Consider the following 15,604-nt stretch of genomic DNA (forward strand, 5'->3'; position numbering starts at 1 on the left):
GGAGACGCGCTGCGGACGCTCAGTCCGGCGTGTCGAACTCCTCGGGGCGTGGCTGGCGTTCGGCGTCTTCGACTTCGACGCGGGCGGTGCCGCTGGTCTCGTCGAACACGTGATGCTGGTGGGGGTACGCGATTTCCACGTCGGCGTCGGCGAGTTCGCTCCAGACCCGTTCCTGAATCTTCGACTGGACCCGGGGCATGTAGTAGGGGTCTTTGACCCAGTAACGGAGGTCCAGCAGGACGCCGTGGTCGGCGAAGTCCTTGATGTACGAGACGGGAGCGGAGGGGTAGCGCGCGCTCCCGATTCGGATGTCGGGACCGCCCTCCACCACCTCCTGGGTCTCGCGGGCCGCCCGCTCCATGATGGCGCGGGCCTCGTCCACGTCGCCCTCGTAGGTCACGAGGAGTTCGAGCGAGAGCCGAGACCGGGTGTCTTCCGCCGAGTAGTTGATGACGTCCCGGTCGCGCATGTTGGAGTTGGGAATCACGAGGAAGGTGTTTTCGAGGGTGAAAATCTTGGTGTACCGGAGCGTGATGTCCTCGACGTAGCCTCGCTTGCCGCGGTCCACGAGTTCTATCATGTCGCCGATTTCGTACGGCTGGTCGGCCAGCAGGAACAGGCCGTTGATGACGCTCCCGATGATGGGCGCGAGGACCAGACCGAGGACGGCGGAGAAGACGGTGACCGACAGCAGGATGTCCCCAGGCTTGAACCCGAGTTGGCTGGCGGCGACCGAGGCCGCGAGGACCATCACGATGGCTCGAATCCCGCCGAGGACGGTCTTGGTCAGACTCGGCCGCTGGAACCGGCGCGCGACGGGGCGGCCGAGAAACCGGATGAGGAGTTGACTGCCGTACCACGCGACCACGAGTATCAGCGTGGCCGTGATGAAATTAGCTCCCGGCAGGCTCCGGAAGGTTCGGACCGCTTCGTCGAGTACGTCCACGACACCGACCATGAAAGCAACCTTTCCCGCGGTTGGCAAAACGTTAGGGGTTCGTTCGGCGAATCCCTCTCGGAGTCCGAACGCAAACGGTGGAACTTTACTCGCGCGTCGCGCCGGTTCGACCATGAGCGACGACGAGGAACTCACCTACGCGGACGCAGGGGTGGACATCGAGGCCAGCGAGGCTGCCACCTCGGCACTGGTCGGCGCAGTCGGCGACATCGACGAGAGCGAGTACGCGGGCCTGCTCGACATCGGCGACCGCTACCTCGCGCTGGCGACCGACGGCGTGGGGACGAAACTGCTCGTGGCCGAGGCTCTCGGCGACTACTCCACCGTCGGCATCGACTGCATCGCCATGAACGCCAACGACCTCGTGGCGTCGGGCGTCGAACCCGTCGCCTTCGTCGACTACCTCGCAGTGGACGAACCCAGCGAGGAGTTCTCCGAGCAGGTCGGCGAGGGTCTCTCGCGCGGGGCGGAGGAGGCCGGTGTGGCGCTGGTCGGCGGCGAGACCGCGGTGATGCCCGAGGTCATCAAGGGGTTGGATCTCGCGGGCGCGTGCGTCGGACTCACGCCGAAGGACGCCGTCTTCCCCGGCGAGGCCGAGGTCGGCGACGCGCTGGTCGGGTTCCGCTCCAGCGGCATCCACTCGAACGGTCTCACCCTCGCTCGGGAGGCCGCGACTCGCAATCACGACTACGTCGACCCCTTCCCGCTCGACGCCGACGGGACCGACGCAGAACGGTCGATCGGCGAGGTCCTGCTGGAACCCACGCGCATCTACACCTACCTACTCGACCACCTCCGCGAACGCGAGGTCCACGCCGCGGCCCACGTCACGGGCGGCGGATGGACCAATCTCTCGCGGATGGGCGACCACCGGTACGAGATTACCGACCCGTTCGACGCCCAACCGGTCTTCGAATTCGTGCAGAGCGAGGGCAGCGTCGGCGACGAGGAGATGCACCGGACGTTCAACATGGGCACCGGCTTCGTGGTCGCGCTCCCCGAGGACGACGCCGGGTCGCTCGCGGCAGAGACGGACGGCCGCGTCATCGGCGAAGTGCGGGAGGGCGACGCGGTGGCGATTCGCGGACTGGAACTGAACTGAGCGGTCGGTTCGGTCGGCACGCTATTGGTTGGTCCCGGTCTTGTTTATTAAGTCTCGGCCGGTGGCCGAGGTGGTTCCGGGTAGGTGATAATCTCGATTCTTTGCTCCTCTAGCAACCCATATAATTTGTATAATATTATAAATATATGTTTAACATATCTACGTATGTCTCTAAGCCCGACGAACCATCTGGCGCGTGGTGGCGCGCCACTACTAGCGCGGCGCTCAACCGCGCGGGGTCGTCGGGAACGGACGTGACCGCAGACTCGGAAGACGAGGGTTGTCTTCCGGTGGACGAGGACCGCAAGCCGACGGCCGAGGACCGCAAGTGGTCGGGGAGGTTCGAGGCTCTCGCGGTGCTGTGCGGTGACTCCTTTGCTCGAGCCCGAAGTTAGCTCCTACTCGTTTTCACTCCGAATAACTCGACAGACGCTCCAATCACTTGACTTCCCAGTCTCCAAAACCCGCCCTAGAACGCCGCCAGACTCGACTGCAACTCCCTATCCGATTGTTCCTCTCGAATTTCGTAGCCGACCAACTCCCGCAGGTCCACCGCATAGGTGGTCCCGCCGCGCTCCAGCACCAGCACCCGGCCCTGTACTCCCAGAATCTCGCCGGTCAGCACGGTTTCTGGGACCGGCGCGGCGTCCAGTTCGAGTCCGTAGTCGAAGTCGAAGGTCTCGATTGGGTCGAACTCTGCGAGGGTCGCGCGCCACCGCTCGACGTCCACGTCTCGATGGATACCCGAAATCTTCGCAGGCACGCGCACGCGGTCGGTGAACTCCTCGGCTATCTGAGCCTCGATTTCGCGGGCGACGCGGCCGTTCTCGACCGTTCGGAGGTGGGCCGCCCGGTCCGCGCCTTGCTCGCGCAGGCGGGTCGGGAGTCGCCACTCGCGGGTCACGCCGACCTTGAACGTCGCGGGTGCGAACGCCGCGAGGTAGATGGCGTGGTCGTCGTAGCAGTCCATCTCGTCCTTGAGACAGGTGCCGGTACACCGGGCGCAGACCCACGTGCTGGTATGTTGGTCACAGTAGGGCGCACGCTCGTGTTGGCAGTCGTAGTGAATCGTCCCATCGAGCGTTCCGGCACACCGACGTTCGCCGAGCGAGTAGCCGAGGCTCCGGCCAGTTTCCAGCGGCTCTCGGTCCACTGTCCCCGCGTCGGCGACGAGTATCGCGGGGTGGCGCTCGTCGCTTTCGGTCTCGTACCCGACGATTTGCACGCTCGCGGCTACGGGTTCGGTTCCTAAAGGCGTGCCGTTCGTCACGTCGTCCCGAAACCAAATCGAAGGAAAGACGCGCGAACGCGAGTTTTCCACTCGACTTCCGCAAGCTAACTCCTTTTATTTCTCTATAATACTAGAAACATTTTATTGCTGTGGGGGTTTTATTCGTGTGATGTATGCGAGACAGCAACGAAGGTGTGTCACGGCGTAACGTGCTCAAAGTAGCTGGCGCGTCTGTCGCGACCGCGGCGGGAAGCGGTCTGGCGGCGGCAAAGCCCAGCGATACGGTCGAAGTCAACGTCGGTTTCTCGTCCCAGCGCGGCCGGGACGCGGCGGTTGCCGAGGCGAGCGAGGTCGTTCGGGAGTTCGACTCTCTCGACATCGTGACCGCCAAGATGCCCAAGCAGGCAGCCACGAGTCTCGAACAGAATCCGAACGTCCGATACGTCGAGCAGAACGGGACGATGCAGGCACTCGCCCAGACCCTGCCGTGGGGTGTCGACCGCGTGGATGCGGAAGTCCTCCACGCGAACGGCGAGACCGGCAACGGCGCGGACGTCGCCATCATCGACACGGGCATTGACGACGACCACCCCGACCTCCAGAACAACCTCGGCGAGGGCAAGGCCTTCGTCTCCTGTGGTACCGGTGGCTGGACCGGTAGCTGTTCGTTCTCGGGCAACAGTAACTCGTGTAATTACGAGTGGTCCGACGACAACGACCACGGTACCCACTGCGCCGGTATCGCCGACGCCGTGAACAACAGCGAGGGTGTGGTAGGCGTCTCGACGGAAGCCACCCTCCACGCCGTCAAGGTGCTGGACTGTGGTGGCAGCGGTACCTACTCGGACATCGCGGCGGGCATCGAGTACGTCGCCGACCAGGGCTGGGACGTCGGGTCACTCTCGCTCGGCGGCGACTCGGGTTCCTCGGCGCTCAAGGACGCGGTCCAGTACGCCACTGACAACGGCGTGCTGCTCGTCGCCGCGGCGGGCAACGATGGTTCCTGTACCGACTGTGTGGGCTACCCCGCCGCCTACAGCGAAGTGATGGCGGTCAGTTCGACGGCGAGCGACGACAGCCTCTCGGACTTCTCCTCGCAGGGTCCGGAAGTCGAGATCGCCGCGCCCGGTACCGACATCTACTCGACCGTGCCCGGCGGCTACGACACCTTCTCGGGCACCTCGATGGCCTGTCCGCACGTTTCGGGTGCGGGCGGTCAGCTGATGTCGAACGGCTACACCAACGGCGATGCCCGGAGCCAGCTGAAGTCCACGGCCGAGGACATCGGTCTTACCAGCAACGAGTCCGGCTCGGGTCTGCTCGACGCCGCCGCGGCGCTCGGCTACGACTCCAGCGATAGCACGTAATCGCTACATCAGCAGTTGCACCCCGTTTTTCCAGTCGGTATCCTATTTTTCGGCGGGTTTCCAGTCTTCCGCTCGTCGCGGTTTCGGGTACCTGCTCACTCCGTGCACCCCCTATTTAAATTCTACTTCAGGTGAAGAATTGAAGTCTATATTTCGATAGAGCAAATATTTATAACCAACATGCGGAGCAATCCCTTCATCTAGATTAATTTATTGACGTTATTGAGAAAAACTTATTATCTATCTACGCGCTATTTTCACATGCCATGCTAGGTAACGACAATGGTACTTCGAGGCGAAACGTTCTCAAGATGGCCGGTGCATCCGTGGCGACCGCGGCTGCCAGCGGCCTCGCAGCAGCGAAGCCCGGTGACACGGTGGAGGTCAACGTCGGCTTCGAGTCCGAGCGTGGCCGCCAGAAGGCGCTAAGTGCGGCCGACGAAGTCGTCCGTGACTTCAACTCGCTGGACATCGTGACCATCCGTGCGGTGAAGAAGTCCGTCTCGGCGCTCGAAAGCAACCCGAACGTGCGCTACGTCGAGGAGAACGGGACGATGGAGGCGCTCGCCGAGACCCTGCCGTGGGGCCAGGACCGCGTCGACTCCGACGTACTCCACGCCAACGGCGAACTCGGCTCCGGTGCCGACGTGGCCATCATCGACACGGGAATCGACGACGACCATCCCGACCTGACCGACCACCTCGGCAAGGGCAAGGCCTTCGTCTCCTGCGACACGTCCGGTGGCTGTCGCTTCGGTGCGAAGCCGGCGGACAACACGTGTAACTACGCGTGGACCGACGACAACAATCACGGCACCCACTGCGCCGGTATCGCGGCCGGCGACGACAACAGCGAGGGCGTCATCGGCGTCGGACCGGACATCACGCTCCACGCCGTGAAAGTCCTCGACAAGTGTGGTAGCGGCTCGTACTCGGACATCGCGGCGGGCATCGAGTACGTCGCCGACCAGGGCTGGGACGTCGGTTCCATGTCGCTCGGTGGCGATTCGGGATCCTCGGCGCTCAAGGACGCGGTCCAGTACGCCACCGACAACGGCGTGTTCCTGGTGGCGGCCGCTGGTAACGACGGACCGTGTACCGACTGTGTGGGCTACCCCGCCGCCTACAGCGAAGTGATGGCGGTCAGTTCGACGGCGAGCGACGACAGCCTCTCGGACTTCTCCTCGCAGGGTCCGGAAGTCGAGATCGCCGCGCCCGGTACCGACATCTACTCGTCGGTCGCCAACGGCGGCTACGACACCTACTCGGGCACCTCGATGGCCTGTCCGCACGTTGCGGGCGCGGGCGGCCAGCTGATGGCCGACGGTTACACCAACAGCGATACTCGCAGCCAGCTGAAGTCCACGGCCGAGGACATCGGTCTGGCCAGCAACGAGTCCGGCTCGGGTCTGCTCGACGCCGCCGCGGCGCTCGGCTACGACTCCAGCGACGATACGTAACTCGTCGACTCCCCCGAAGCGAACTCCTCCTTTCGACACTCGGATTCGAACTGGCACGTCGGGTCGCTTCGCTCGGTGGTAGCACGTCCAACGCGGTCAGGGACGCCGTCGAGTCTGCCGACAGCCGAGGCGTCACGCTCGTCGCGGCCGCAGAGACGGGGCCGGATTCGAGCGACGACTGGACTCACGAAAAGTTTTCAGCGCTCGGTCTCGCAGTAGAAATTATGACGCTACGGAGTTCTGTCACCGCCACGGTCGAAGCCGACCGCGTCGTGTTCGAGTACGTCGTCGAGAACGTCGGCAACGACCCCGCCGAACTGACGTTCCGAAGCGCCCAGACCGCCGACTTCGCCGTCCTCGAAGACGGCGAGGAGGTCTGGCGGGCCAGCGAGGGCCAGATGTTCGCCCAGATGATCCAGAACGAGACCATCGACGCGGGCGACGGCGAGACCTTCCCCGGCGAGTGGGACGACCCCTCGCCCGGCGACTACACGGTCGTCGCTACCCTGAACACGACCGACGACGACGCGGAGGCCCGGGCCGACTTCTCGGTGTAGATTCCCCGGGCGAACCTGTCTGAAATTCTACCAAACCGAGTTTCAGCGAGTTTTGAAGTCGTCCCTTCCCGAACGACTACCGGAGAGACGACGATGGCCGCTACCGACCCCGAAGCCTACCTCGCGCGCATCGGTCTGGACCCGTCGGCAGTCGAACCGCCGGGCCTCGAAACGCTCGAATCGCTCCAGCGCGCCCACGTCACCGCGGTACCGTTCGAGACGCTCGCCGTGACGGGCGACCCCTTCGGCTCTCGGGACGGCGAGGGCGTGACCCTGACCCTGCCTCACCTCTACGAGAAGGTCGTCGAGCGCGAGCGAGGGGGTTTCTGCTTCGAGTTGAACGGGCTCTTCGGGTGGTTGTTGGCGGAACTCGGCTTCGACGCCGACCGCATCGCCGCGCAGATGTTGAGCGACGACGGCGACCCCCGGCCGCCCGCGAACCACCACGCCCACCTCGTGTCGCTCGACCGGCCGTACGTCGTTGACGTCGGCTGTGGGATTCCGACGATGCGACGACCGCTCCCGCTCGATGGGAGCGTCCGGGCCGACACTGCGGGCGTCGAGTGGCGCGTGGTCGAGAGCGACCGACCGGACGCGGCCTATCTGACCCAGTGTCGGAGTCCCGGCGACGACGAGTGGGCCGACCGCTACGTCTTCGACGCCACGCCGCGGAAGCTCAGTTACTTCGAGGCGACCTGCGACCACCTCGCTACCGCCCCCGAGTCGTCGTTCACGGGCGACCCGACCGTCTCGATTGCGTCCGAGCGCGGGCACCTGAAGCTCTCGCCCGAGACGTTCAGTCGCTCGGAGCGCGGCGACCGACACGAGCGCGAAGTCGATGTGGAGGAGTGGTACGACCTGCTCGAATCGGAGTTCGGCGTCGAGTACGGCCCGGCGTGATTCTCCCCTCTCCTCGGCGCTGAGAGACGTATTCTCTCTCAGCTCTGGCAGACGACTCTCGGCGCGCGCTGGCGCGGCGCTCACGAGCGCCGCGCCAACCGCGCGAGGGACGGCGGCCGCGGATGCGGCCGCCGAGGTTGGGGAGGCGTGTGGCCCGCGGTCGCGGGGCGGAGCGGTGCGGTTGCGGAAACTCCTTGGCTCAAGGAGCAGCTAGCTCCGACGATTTGCTCAAACCGACAGACTAAGACGAGATTTCGTGGCTCACGGAGTAGCTAGCTACACGAAACCCACTCGTGGACTCGGCGCGTCGTCTGCCTCGTTCCGAAACCCCCTAACCCGCCGACCACCGACATTCTGCCATGCAAGGCGAACCCGAGGTGGCGGTCCTCCGATTGGGCCATCGGCCGGGCCGCGACGAGCGAATGACGACCCACGTCGGCCTGACCGCGCGGGCGCTGGGCGCCGACCGCGCGATTCTGGGCGGCGACGCGAGCAAGTCACAGGGTACGGTCGAGGACATCACCGACCGCTTCGGCGGTCCCTTCGAGGTGGAACTGACCGAGAGTCCGAAGGCCGTCATTCGGAACTGGGACGGTCGAATCGTCCACCTGACGATGTACGGCGAGCGCGTGCAGGACGTGGAGGACGAGATTCGGGAGTCCCACGCGGAAGCCGGGAACCCCATCCTCGCCGTCGTCGGGTCCCAGAAGGTCTCGTTCGACGTGTACGAGGCCGCCGACTGGAACGTCGGCGTGACGAACCAACCCCACTCGGAGGTCGCGGGACTGGCGGTGTTCCTCGACCGACTGTTCGAAGGGCGCGAACTGGACCGCGAGTGGGAGGACGCCGACCAGACCGTCGTGCCGAAAGCGACCGGGAAGAAGGTCGTTCCCGCCGACGAGGAGTAGCGACCGGGGCGACGTAGAGTAACGACTGCGACGCTCGGGGGGAGACGGAACTCCGCCTTTCATCCTCGAAAGCCCTGCGCTCACTACGAGATGGAGTTTGTAGTAGAATCACCACCGAGAACAGATAGTAGGGGCCGCCTCGGCAGTTAGTTGGTCGAGCGCATCCCCGTATAGTGCGTCGCCGAGCGAAAGCCTCGGACCTCCTCAACTTCCTCCACCTCCTTCGCTCTCTCCGGTCGCTCAGTCGTCCACCAGAGGACGACCCGCGTCCTCCGAACAGTCGGTCGCACCGGAAGACGAACCGCGTCTTCCGAGCCTCGCTTCGCTCAGCGAGACTTCGCACTAGACGACCTCACACGGTTAGCGCAGTCTCGCGGTTCGAGACCCAGCGTGCGCCGAGTTCGGGTGGTTCGCCGAGTGCTATCGGTACGTAAAGATATATCTTTGAATTACTAAGAGAAATATAAATACGTCTTAAACGTAGGTGTTCGTTTCTCCAAGCGACCGCTATGCGCTCCGAATCCGACCGTCGAGGCGCACGTCGAGTCCCTCCTCGCGGGCGTAATCCACGATGGCGTCGTACTGAACGCCGAACGACTCGGTCACGTCCGTCGGCGAAATCGGTTCGGAGCCGAACTCGACGACGTAGGCGTTCGTGGCGACCGAGTACTCCGTCTCGGGGTCAACGGGGTCGCCGTCGAACCGGACCTCGCGGACGCACCCCTCGTCGGGGTCGTAGTCGATTTCGAGGCCGGAGAAGTGACCCCACCAGATTCGGCCCTCCTCGTCGTCGGGCAGGAAGACGGCCTCGACCAGTTCCCGGAGTTGCTCGCCAGAGACGACGGCGGTCTGGAGTCGCCCGCCGAACGGGGAGACGCCGACGAGGTCGGCCACCGTCACCTCGCCCGCCAGCGGGTCGCCGTCGCGGAGGCCGCCCGTCTGGGTGTATCCCACGTCCGCGCCGGTCGCCCACCGGTAAGCGTCGGTGACGAGGTTGGCGACGCGGCACTCCCCGCCGTAGCGCCGGTCGCGCTCGCGGGGCATCGGTTCCGTGACGGTGCCGACTACTTCGGTCAGTCCCGTGGCGTCCATCCGGTCCCGGAGCGCCTCGGCGACCGCCTCGTCGCGCCGACCGTCAGCGACTTCGTGGCGGGTCGCAGTCGCTCTGTCGCCCAGTTCGACCTCCCAGACGACCCGGCCGTTCGCACCCGGCCGCAGGAGCAGGGTTCCGTCGGACCGGTCGCGGCGCTCGCTGTGGACGTGGCCGCCGAGGATGGCGTCCACCCCGTCGAACTCGGCGATGGCGCGTTCGGTCTCGTCCCGGAGGTGAGCGAGGACGACGACGTGGTCCGCTCGATCCCGGAGCGGCGGAAGTACCTGCCGTACCTCCGCTACCGGGTCGGTCGCGGTGAGTTCGGTCGCGCCGGCCGCGATGTCGGGCGTCCGTGGGTCGGTCACGCCGACGAAACCCACGCGCTCGCCACCCCGCTCGACGACCCCCGTGGGAGAGGCGTCGGAGAACTGGTCGGTGCCGTCCTCGTCGTAGACGTTCGCGCTGAGCCAGCGTTGTGGAGATTCTCGAACGATCTCTCGGAGCGACTCCGTCCCGAAGTCGAAGTCGTGGTTGCCGAACGTCTCGAAGTCGGGGTCCACCGCGCGGAAGAAGTCCAGCGCCTGCCGGCCGTCGGTCCTGAGCGCGAGGACGCCCGGCGCGGTGTCGTCGCCCGTCCCGACGACGACGGTACGGTCGTCCCGAAGCGCCTCGATGGTTCCGGCGAGGCGACCCACGCGTTCGGGGTCGTCGTACGCGTTCTCGATGTCCGAGTAGTGGAGGACGCGGAGCGTCATCTATCCGAACTGTCGCGGGTCGGGCAAGTAATAGTGACGTTCGGAGTTTTCTCACTGCTCGCCCGATTCGAAATCTGTGTCCCCGAAACGGAGGGGCCTCTCCGATGGTTTTAAACGCTCCAACGCCCCAGTACACGATAATGGCTTTTGAGGACTTACTGGAGGACCCAGTAATTCAGAAATATCTTCACGAACTGGTCGGTCCGAAGGGAATGCCGGTCGCCGCGGCCCCGCCAGACGGGGAAGTGACCGACGAGGAACTCGCCGAGGAGTTGGACCTCGAACTCAACGACGTTCGGCGCGCACTGTTCATCCTCTACGAGAACGACCTCGCTACGTACCGCCGCCTGCGCGACGAGGACTCGGGATGGCTGACGTACCTCTGGACGTTCCAGTACGAGAACATACCGGACAACCTCGAAGAAGAGATGTACCGCCTGCTCGACGCACTCGAACAGCGTCAGGAGTACGAGTACCAGCACGAGTTCTATTTGTGTGAAGTCTGCTCGATTCGATTCGAGTTCGGCGAGGCGATGGACTTCGGCTTCGAGTGCCCCGAGTGCGGGTCGCCGCTCGAATCCATGGAGAACAGTCGGCTCATCGACGCGATGGAACAGCGAATCGAGGACCTCCGCGGCGAACTCAACGTCGAGCAACTCGAAGAGGCCGAGGCATAGATGGTCGTACTCGCAACGAAGGTGTACGTGCAGGGCGACGCCCGCGAACGCTCGCTCGACGCGCTCCGGTCGCTCGTCGGCAACGAAATCGAAGATTTGGACGTGGAGTACACCGTGGGCGTACGCCGCGACGAGTTCGCAGTCGTCACCATCGAAGGAGACGACGAGGTCGTCGCGCGCAACATCCTGCGCGAGGAGTTCGGCGAAATCACCCCCGACTTCGAGGCAGGCGAGACCTACGTCGGCACGCTCGAAGCGTGGGACGAGGACGGCTTCGTCCTCGACGCGGGCGAGGAGGTTCGCGTCCCCGCGAGCGAACTCGGTCTCGGACAGGGGACGCCGGTCCAAATCGTCGAGCGGTTCGGACTCGTCCAGCACATGCCGCTCCGGTTCGTCTTCGCCGAAGACGGCGAGAGCCACCGTCTCGCCGACGCCGAGCGCGACCGTCTCTACGACTGGACTCGCGGCGCGGGCCGCGTCAACGTCAACAGCGCGACCCGCGGCGAGGTGCGCGCGACGGTCAACCGCGCGGGCCACGCCCGCGACATCGTGACGGTAGAGCGTCTCGGTCTCCTAGAGCAGAGCATCGTCTGCAAGGACGAAACCGACCCGCCGGGCCTGCTCGCGGCTATCGGCGACTACCTGCCAGCGGAAATTCGGTGCGTAATTCCGTAACCACAGCATGAATCGGCGACTCCTACTCGCGTTCGCGTCGGTCGCGCTCCTCGCCCTCAGCGCCGGATGCGCGGGTATCTTCGGCGGCGACCAGATAAGCGAGAAGCGTCTCGAAGGCGACGGCAACGCGACCTACGAGTGGAACAACTCCGCCGCGGTGACGCTCAACATCACCGGCGGCGAGTATCAGGCGGTGTACGACTTCGAGAACCGGTCTGAACTCAGCATCTTCGAGCGCGAGTCGCTCGGCGAGAAGACCCCCGTCGAAGTCGGCACGGTCAGGTTCCAGTACCCGAACGGGACGGTCGTCACCCTCGGACAGGAGCGCGTTCAGAAGAAAGACTCCCGGACGGTCTTCCTGCTCCCCGCCGAGGACGGGAAACTCGCCTACACCGCACCGCACCGCGGCAAGTCGTTCAGCACGCCGACGTACGTCGAAGGCTCGTACGAGGTCATCCTCCCGGCGGGGATGCGGGTCGGGACACCGATTCTGAGTCAGGTCCGGCCGAACGCCGACGACAGGTCACAAATCGACGGTCGGGTCCACCTCAGTTGGGCCGAGGTGACGGCGGACAACGTCGTCGTACGCTACTACCTCGCGCGCGACCTCACCATCTTCACGGGAATCATCGCCGCCGGTATTCTGCTCGCGCTGCTCGGGTTAGCCTACTTCCGCCTCCAGATTCGGCAACTCGAACGCGAGCGCGAGGAGATGGGCCTGAACGTCGACACCAGCGACGACGAGTTCGACCAAGGCCCGCCGCCGGGGATGGGGTAGCGTCCTCTTTTTATCTGCGGAACCCCTACCGGATTCCATGCAGGTAGCCCTCGTCACCGTCGGCGACGAACTGCTGGCGGGCGACACCGTGAACACCAACGCCGCGTGGCTGGGCGAACGCCTCGCCGACCGCGGCGCGAGCGTCGAACGCGTCGTGGTCGTCCCCGACCGAGTGGCCGACATCGCCCGCGTCATCAACGAGTTGCGGGCCGAGTACGACGCCGTCCTCGTCACCGGCGGTCTCGGGCCGACCCACGACGACCTGACGATGGAGGCGGTCGCGGCCGCGGTCGGCGTCCCGGTCGAAGAACACGACGAGGCCGTGGCGTGGATTACCGACCACACCGACTACGAACACGCCGACCTCGTGGACGGGACGACCCACCTCCCGAAGGGGTCGCGGATGCTCCCGAATCCAGCGGGCGTGGCTCCGGGGTGCGTCATCGAGGGCATCTACGTCCTGCCGGGCGTCCCCGACGAGATGGAAGCGATGTTCGAGTCGGTCGCCGACGAGTTCTCGGGCGAGTACCGCCACGTCCGGACCGTCGAGGCCGACGAACCCGAGAGCGCGCTCGTCGAACGAATGGCAGAGCTACGCGACCGATTCGACGTGACCATCGGAAGCTACCCCGGCGACCACGTCCGAATCAAGTTACAGAGTACAGACGAGGACGAACTCGAACGCGCGGCGGCGTGGCTCCGCGAGCGCGTCGAACCGAACGAGTGACTGATCTGTAACGCGGCCGAGGTCCGGAGACCGTACGCGCGACGTCGTCGCTCCGGTTTTTCGACCCGGGGTGACTGGAGCTATCGGTAGAGGTACGCCAGCCACGCGGCCGTGATCAGGATTCCAAGAACGCCAGTGACGATACCTGCGGCGTTAGCCGGAACGGTCGCCGATTCTGCGAGTACGAACATGACCGACGATTCCGGGTGAGTTCCCTTAACGCTTGTCAACCCCGTCGGGGAGTCCCGATTTCGTCGGGGGAAACCCGTCGTTGACGCGGCGAACGGTTCGGAAACCTCGGCGTAACTTGACGTTTCTTTCTCCGCAAAAACCGGTTTTTTCGACGCCGAAAGTCCGGAAATACACCGTTGTCCGGTTAAACAATCAGTAACGGTCGGACCGGTTTATCTGTATTTCCGTCGAATCCTCGCTTGCCCACGAGGGGCGTCATCCTCGAACTGGAGAACGACGCCCACGTGGGGGTGAGAAATAATGTCAGAACAGTATCAACAGCCGACGGGGAGTATGGGACAGCAGACGTACGGTCAGACGGGCCAGCAACAGATGGGCCAGCAGCCGATGCAAACGGGTCAGACAGGCCAGCAGATGGGTGGCCAGCAGATGGGTGGTCAACAGGCCGGTCAGAGCCACCGGATGACCCACGAGCGCGTCGGCCAGCAGTTCGAGGCGGAGATGACCAACGAACTCAACGAGGCGCTCGAATCCTTCGACCGCGTGGTCGAAATCGCAGAGTGGTGCGCCGACAAGTGCATCGAGAGCGGTCCGCAGATGGCCGAGTGCGCTCGACTCTGTGAGGACCTCTCCGACCTCGCGTCGCTGAACGAGAAACTCATCGCACGCGACTCTATCAACGGACCGGAGGTCGCCGAAGCGTTCCTGAAGGTGGCCCAGCAGGGACTGCCGATTCTACAGCAGTACCAACAGCCACACGTCCAGGAGACGTACCAGGCGGTCCAGCAGGCCCTCGACTCGACGAACAGGTTGCTCGACTCCATCAGCGGCGGCCAGCAGAGTCCGACGATGGGCATCCGCGAGCAGGTTCAGGGCGCGCAGGGCCAGCAGCCGATGGGTCAACAGTCGATGGGCCAGCAACCGCAGGGCCAGCAACCGCAGGGCCAGTCGTTCCAACAGCCACAAGGCGGACAGTTTCAGGGCACGCAGTCCTACTGAATAGCCCCTGCCACTGCGTCGGCAGCACTCTTTTTCGTCCCGGCGGAGCGTCGCATCGGACCGTTTTTGCGCCCGACTCACGTAGCCACGTCCATGCGAACCATCGGCGTCGTCGTCAATCCCATCGCCGGAATGGGTGGCCGAGTAGGCCTGAAAGGCACCGACGGGAAGGTCGAGGAGGCACGCGAGCGCGGCGCGGAGGCGCGCGCGCCCGACCGAGCAGTGGCGGCCCTGCGCGCGCTGGCGGAGCGCAACCCGGACGCCGAGATTCTGACCTACGGCGGCGAGATGGGCGAGCGCGAGGCCCGGGAGGCGGGGTTCGACCCGAACGTGGTCGGCGGTCCTGCGAGCGACGAAGCCACGGCCGACGAAGCCACGACTGCCGAGACGAACGCAGTGGCCGTCCGAACGACCGCCGAGGACACCCGCGAGGCGGTCCGGCGGTTCGCCGCCGAAGGGGTAGACCTCGTCCTGTTCGTCGGCGGCGACGGGACCGCGGTGGACGTGGCCGAGACGCTGGACGAACGAGGGGCCGAGATTCCAATCCTGGGCGTTCCCGCGGGGGTGAAGGTGTATTCGGCGGTGTTCGCCGTCACGCCCGAGGCCGCGGGCCGAGTCGCCGCGGCATTCGACCGGACCGAGACCCGCGAAGTCAACGACATCGACGAGGAGGCCTACCGGGAGGGCGAGGTCCGGGCCGAACTGAAGGCACTCGCCGAGGTGCCGGTCGCCGATGACCTCCAGTCGAGCAAGCAGGTCGGCGGAGGAACCGTCGAGAGTCTGGCGGCCGGAGTGGCCGACGAAATCCGGTCGAGCGAGGCCACGACCTACGTTCTCGGTCCGGGAAGCACCGTCGGCGCGATTCAGTCGGAACTCGGCCACGAGGGGTCGCCGCTCGGGGTCGACCTCTGGCGGGACGGCGAAGTGCTGGTCGAGGACGTCACCGCCGACGAGATTCTGGCGAATCTCGGCGACAAAAACGTCGTCGTGGTGTCTCCCATCGGCGGACAGGGGTTCGTCTTCGGCCGTGGCAACGACCAGATTTCCCCCGACGTGATTCGCAGGTCCGAGGTCGAAGTGGTCGCGTCGAAGCCGAAACTCGACGGAATCGGCGTCCTCCGGGTCGATACCGGCGACGACGAGGTGGACGACTCCCTGCGCGGGTGGCGGAAGGTCCGAGTCGGCCGGTTCGAGCGTCGGATGATGAAGGTCGTTTAAGGAACAA

15 protein-coding genes are annotated in these 15,604 nt (G+C 65.1%); 12 read left to right on the top strand and 3 right to left on the bottom strand.

Annotated elements, in window-relative coordinates; genetic code table 11:
• Window positions 1-19 precede the first annotated feature (19 nt).
• Window positions 20-958 carry a mechanosensitive ion channel family protein gene (locus tag E2484_RS23100; RefSeq protein ID WP_137287553.1) on the bottom strand — a complete coding sequence of 313 codons (939 nt, stop codon included), beginning with the start codon at window positions 956-958 and terminating at the stop codon, window positions 20-22.
• Between the two features lie 112 nt (window positions 959-1,070).
• Between E2484_RS23100 and purM the strand changes: the two genes are divergently transcribed.
• Window positions 1,071-2,060, top strand: coding sequence for a phosphoribosylformylglycinamidine cyclo-ligase (gene purM, locus E2484_RS23105; protein ID WP_137287554.1), 990 nt, complete (start codon window positions 1,071-1,073; stop codon window positions 2,058-2,060).
• Window positions 2,061-2,529: 469 nt separating this feature from the next.
• On the opposite strand, the gene E2484_RS23110 is transcribed toward purM, so the two are convergent.
• Window positions 2,530-3,285 carry a DUF2797 domain-containing protein gene (locus tag E2484_RS23110; protein WP_137287555.1) on the bottom strand — a complete coding sequence of 252 codons (756 nt, stop codon included), beginning with the start codon at window positions 3,283-3,285 and terminating at the stop codon, window positions 2,530-2,532.
• 179 nt (window positions 3,286-3,464) lie between these two features.
• On the opposite strand from E2484_RS23110, the gene E2484_RS23115 reads away from it, so the two are divergent.
• The 5 genes from E2484_RS23115 to E2484_RS23135 all read left to right on the top strand — a co-directional run bounded on the left by E2484_RS23115 (window position 3,465) and on the right by E2484_RS23135 (window position 8,483).
• On the top strand, window positions 3,465-4,658 hold the full coding sequence (locus E2484_RS23115; RefSeq protein WP_137287556.1) for a S8 family peptidase: 1,194 nt from the start codon (window positions 3,465-3,467) through the stop codon (window positions 4,656-4,658).
• A gap of 311 nt (window positions 4,659-4,969) precedes the next feature.
• Window positions 4,970-6,118 (top strand): S8 family peptidase, encoded by a 1,149-nt coding sequence (locus E2484_RS23120; RefSeq protein ID WP_321113022.1) that lies wholly within the window; start codon window positions 4,970-4,972, stop codon window positions 6,116-6,118.
• 224 nt (window positions 6,119-6,342) lie between these two features.
• Window positions 6,343-6,675 (top strand): BsuPI-related putative proteinase inhibitor, encoded by a 333-nt coding sequence (locus E2484_RS23125; RefSeq protein ID WP_137287558.1) that lies wholly within the window; start codon window positions 6,343-6,345, stop codon window positions 6,673-6,675.
• 93 nt (window positions 6,676-6,768) lie between these two features.
• Complete coding sequence (locus tag E2484_RS23130; RefSeq protein ID WP_137287559.1) at window positions 6,769-7,575, top strand: arylamine N-acetyltransferase family protein; 807 nt, start codon at window positions 6,769-6,771, stop codon at window positions 7,573-7,575.
• A 359-nt stretch (window positions 7,576-7,934) separates the two neighbouring features.
• Window positions 7,935-8,483 carry a tRNA (cytidine(56)-2'-O)-methyltransferase gene (locus E2484_RS23135; RefSeq protein ID WP_137287560.1) on the top strand — a complete coding sequence of 183 codons (549 nt, stop codon included), beginning with the start codon at window positions 7,935-7,937 and terminating at the stop codon, window positions 8,481-8,483.
• 507 nt (window positions 8,484-8,990) lie between these two features.
• Here E2484_RS23135 and E2484_RS23140 read toward each other — a convergent pair.
• Window positions 8,991-10,331, bottom strand: a complete 1,341-nt coding sequence (locus E2484_RS23140) for a bifunctional metallophosphatase/5'-nucleotidase (protein WP_137287561.1) — start codon at window positions 10,329-10,331, stop codon at window positions 8,991-8,993.
• Between the two features lie 140 nt (window positions 10,332-10,471).
• Here E2484_RS23140 and E2484_RS23145 point away from each other — a divergent pair, with 140 nt between their 5' ends.
• From E2484_RS23145 to E2484_RS23170, 6 genes are all read left to right on the top strand, one after another.
• The gene (locus tag E2484_RS23145) at window positions 10,472-11,008 is read left to right on the top strand and encodes a transcription factor (RefSeq protein WP_137287562.1); all 537 of its coding nucleotides are present in this window, start codon (window positions 10,472-10,474) and stop codon (window positions 11,006-11,008) included.
• Window positions 11,009-11,683 carry a DUF2110 family protein gene (locus E2484_RS23150; RefSeq protein ID WP_137287563.1) on the top strand — a complete coding sequence of 225 codons (675 nt, stop codon included), beginning with the start codon at window positions 11,009-11,011 and terminating at the stop codon, window positions 11,681-11,683.
• A gap of 7 nt (window positions 11,684-11,690) precedes the next feature.
• Complete coding sequence (locus E2484_RS23155) at window positions 11,691-12,461, top strand: DUF5803 family protein (protein ID WP_137287564.1); 771 nt, start codon at window positions 11,691-11,693, stop codon at window positions 12,459-12,461.
• 37 nt (window positions 12,462-12,498) lie between these two features.
• The gene (locus E2484_RS23160) at window positions 12,499-13,188 is read left to right on the top strand and encodes a competence/damage-inducible protein A (RefSeq protein ID WP_137287565.1); all 690 of its coding nucleotides are present in this window, start codon (window positions 12,499-12,501) and stop codon (window positions 13,186-13,188) included.
• A gap of 492 nt (window positions 13,189-13,680) precedes the next feature.
• Window positions 13,681-14,379, top strand: coding sequence for a hypothetical protein (locus E2484_RS23165; RefSeq protein WP_321113026.1), 699 nt, complete (start codon window positions 13,681-13,683; stop codon window positions 14,377-14,379).
• A gap of 93 nt (window positions 14,380-14,472) precedes the next feature.
• The gene (locus E2484_RS23170; protein WP_137287566.1) at window positions 14,473-15,597 is read left to right on the top strand and encodes an ATP-NAD kinase family protein; all 1,125 of its coding nucleotides are present in this window, start codon (window positions 14,473-14,475) and stop codon (window positions 15,595-15,597) included.
• Window positions 15,598-15,604 lie beyond the last annotated feature (7 nt).

The sequence above is a fragment of the Halorussus salinisoli genome, assembly GCA_005239435.1.
Classification (GTDB): Archaea; Halobacteriota; Halobacteria; order Halobacteriales; family Haladaptataceae; genus Halorussus; species Halorussus salinisoli.

Bases quoted from the DNA above. Each gene is read 5' to 3' on its own strand.
- E2484_RS23145 (WP_137287562.1), top strand. From the start codon at position 10,472: ATGGCTTTTGAGGACTTACTGGAGGACCCAGTAATTCAGAAATATCTT.
- E2484_RS23100 (WP_137287553.1), bottom strand. From the start codon at position 958: ATGGTCGGTGTCGTGGACGTACTCGACGAAGCGGTCCGAACCTTCCGG.
- E2484_RS23150 (WP_137287563.1), top strand. From the start codon at position 11,009: ATGGTCGTACTCGCAACGAAGGTGTACGTGCAGGGCGACGCCCGCGAA.
- E2484_RS23170 (WP_137287566.1), top strand. From the start codon at position 14,473: ATGCGAACCATCGGCGTCGTCGTCAATCCCATCGCCGGAATGGGTGGC.
- E2484_RS23140 (WP_137287561.1), bottom strand. From the start codon at position 10,331: ATGACGCTCCGCGTCCTCCACTACTCGGACATCGAGAACGCGTACGAC.
- E2484_RS23165 (WP_321113026.1), top strand. From the start codon at position 13,681: ATGTCAGAACAGTATCAACAGCCGACGGGGAGTATGGGACAGCAGACG.
- E2484_RS23120 (WP_321113022.1), top strand. From the start codon at position 4,970: ATGGCCGGTGCATCCGTGGCGACCGCGGCTGCCAGCGGCCTCGCAGCA.
- E2484_RS23115 (WP_137287556.1), top strand. From the start codon at position 3,465: ATGCGAGACAGCAACGAAGGTGTGTCACGGCGTAACGTGCTCAAAGTA.
- purM (WP_137287554.1), top strand. From the start codon at position 1,071: ATGAGCGACGACGAGGAACTCACCTACGCGGACGCAGGGGTGGACATC.
- E2484_RS23125 (WP_137287558.1), top strand. From the start codon at position 6,343: ATGACGCTACGGAGTTCTGTCACCGCCACGGTCGAAGCCGACCGCGTC.
- E2484_RS23160 (WP_137287565.1), top strand. From the start codon at position 12,499: ATGCAGGTAGCCCTCGTCACCGTCGGCGACGAACTGCTGGCGGGCGAC.
- E2484_RS23135 (WP_137287560.1), top strand. From the start codon at position 7,935: ATGCAAGGCGAACCCGAGGTGGCGGTCCTCCGATTGGGCCATCGGCCG.
- E2484_RS23155 (WP_137287564.1), top strand. From the start codon at position 11,691: ATGAATCGGCGACTCCTACTCGCGTTCGCGTCGGTCGCGCTCCTCGCC.
- E2484_RS23130 (WP_137287559.1), top strand. From the start codon at position 6,769: ATGGCCGCTACCGACCCCGAAGCCTACCTCGCGCGCATCGGTCTGGAC.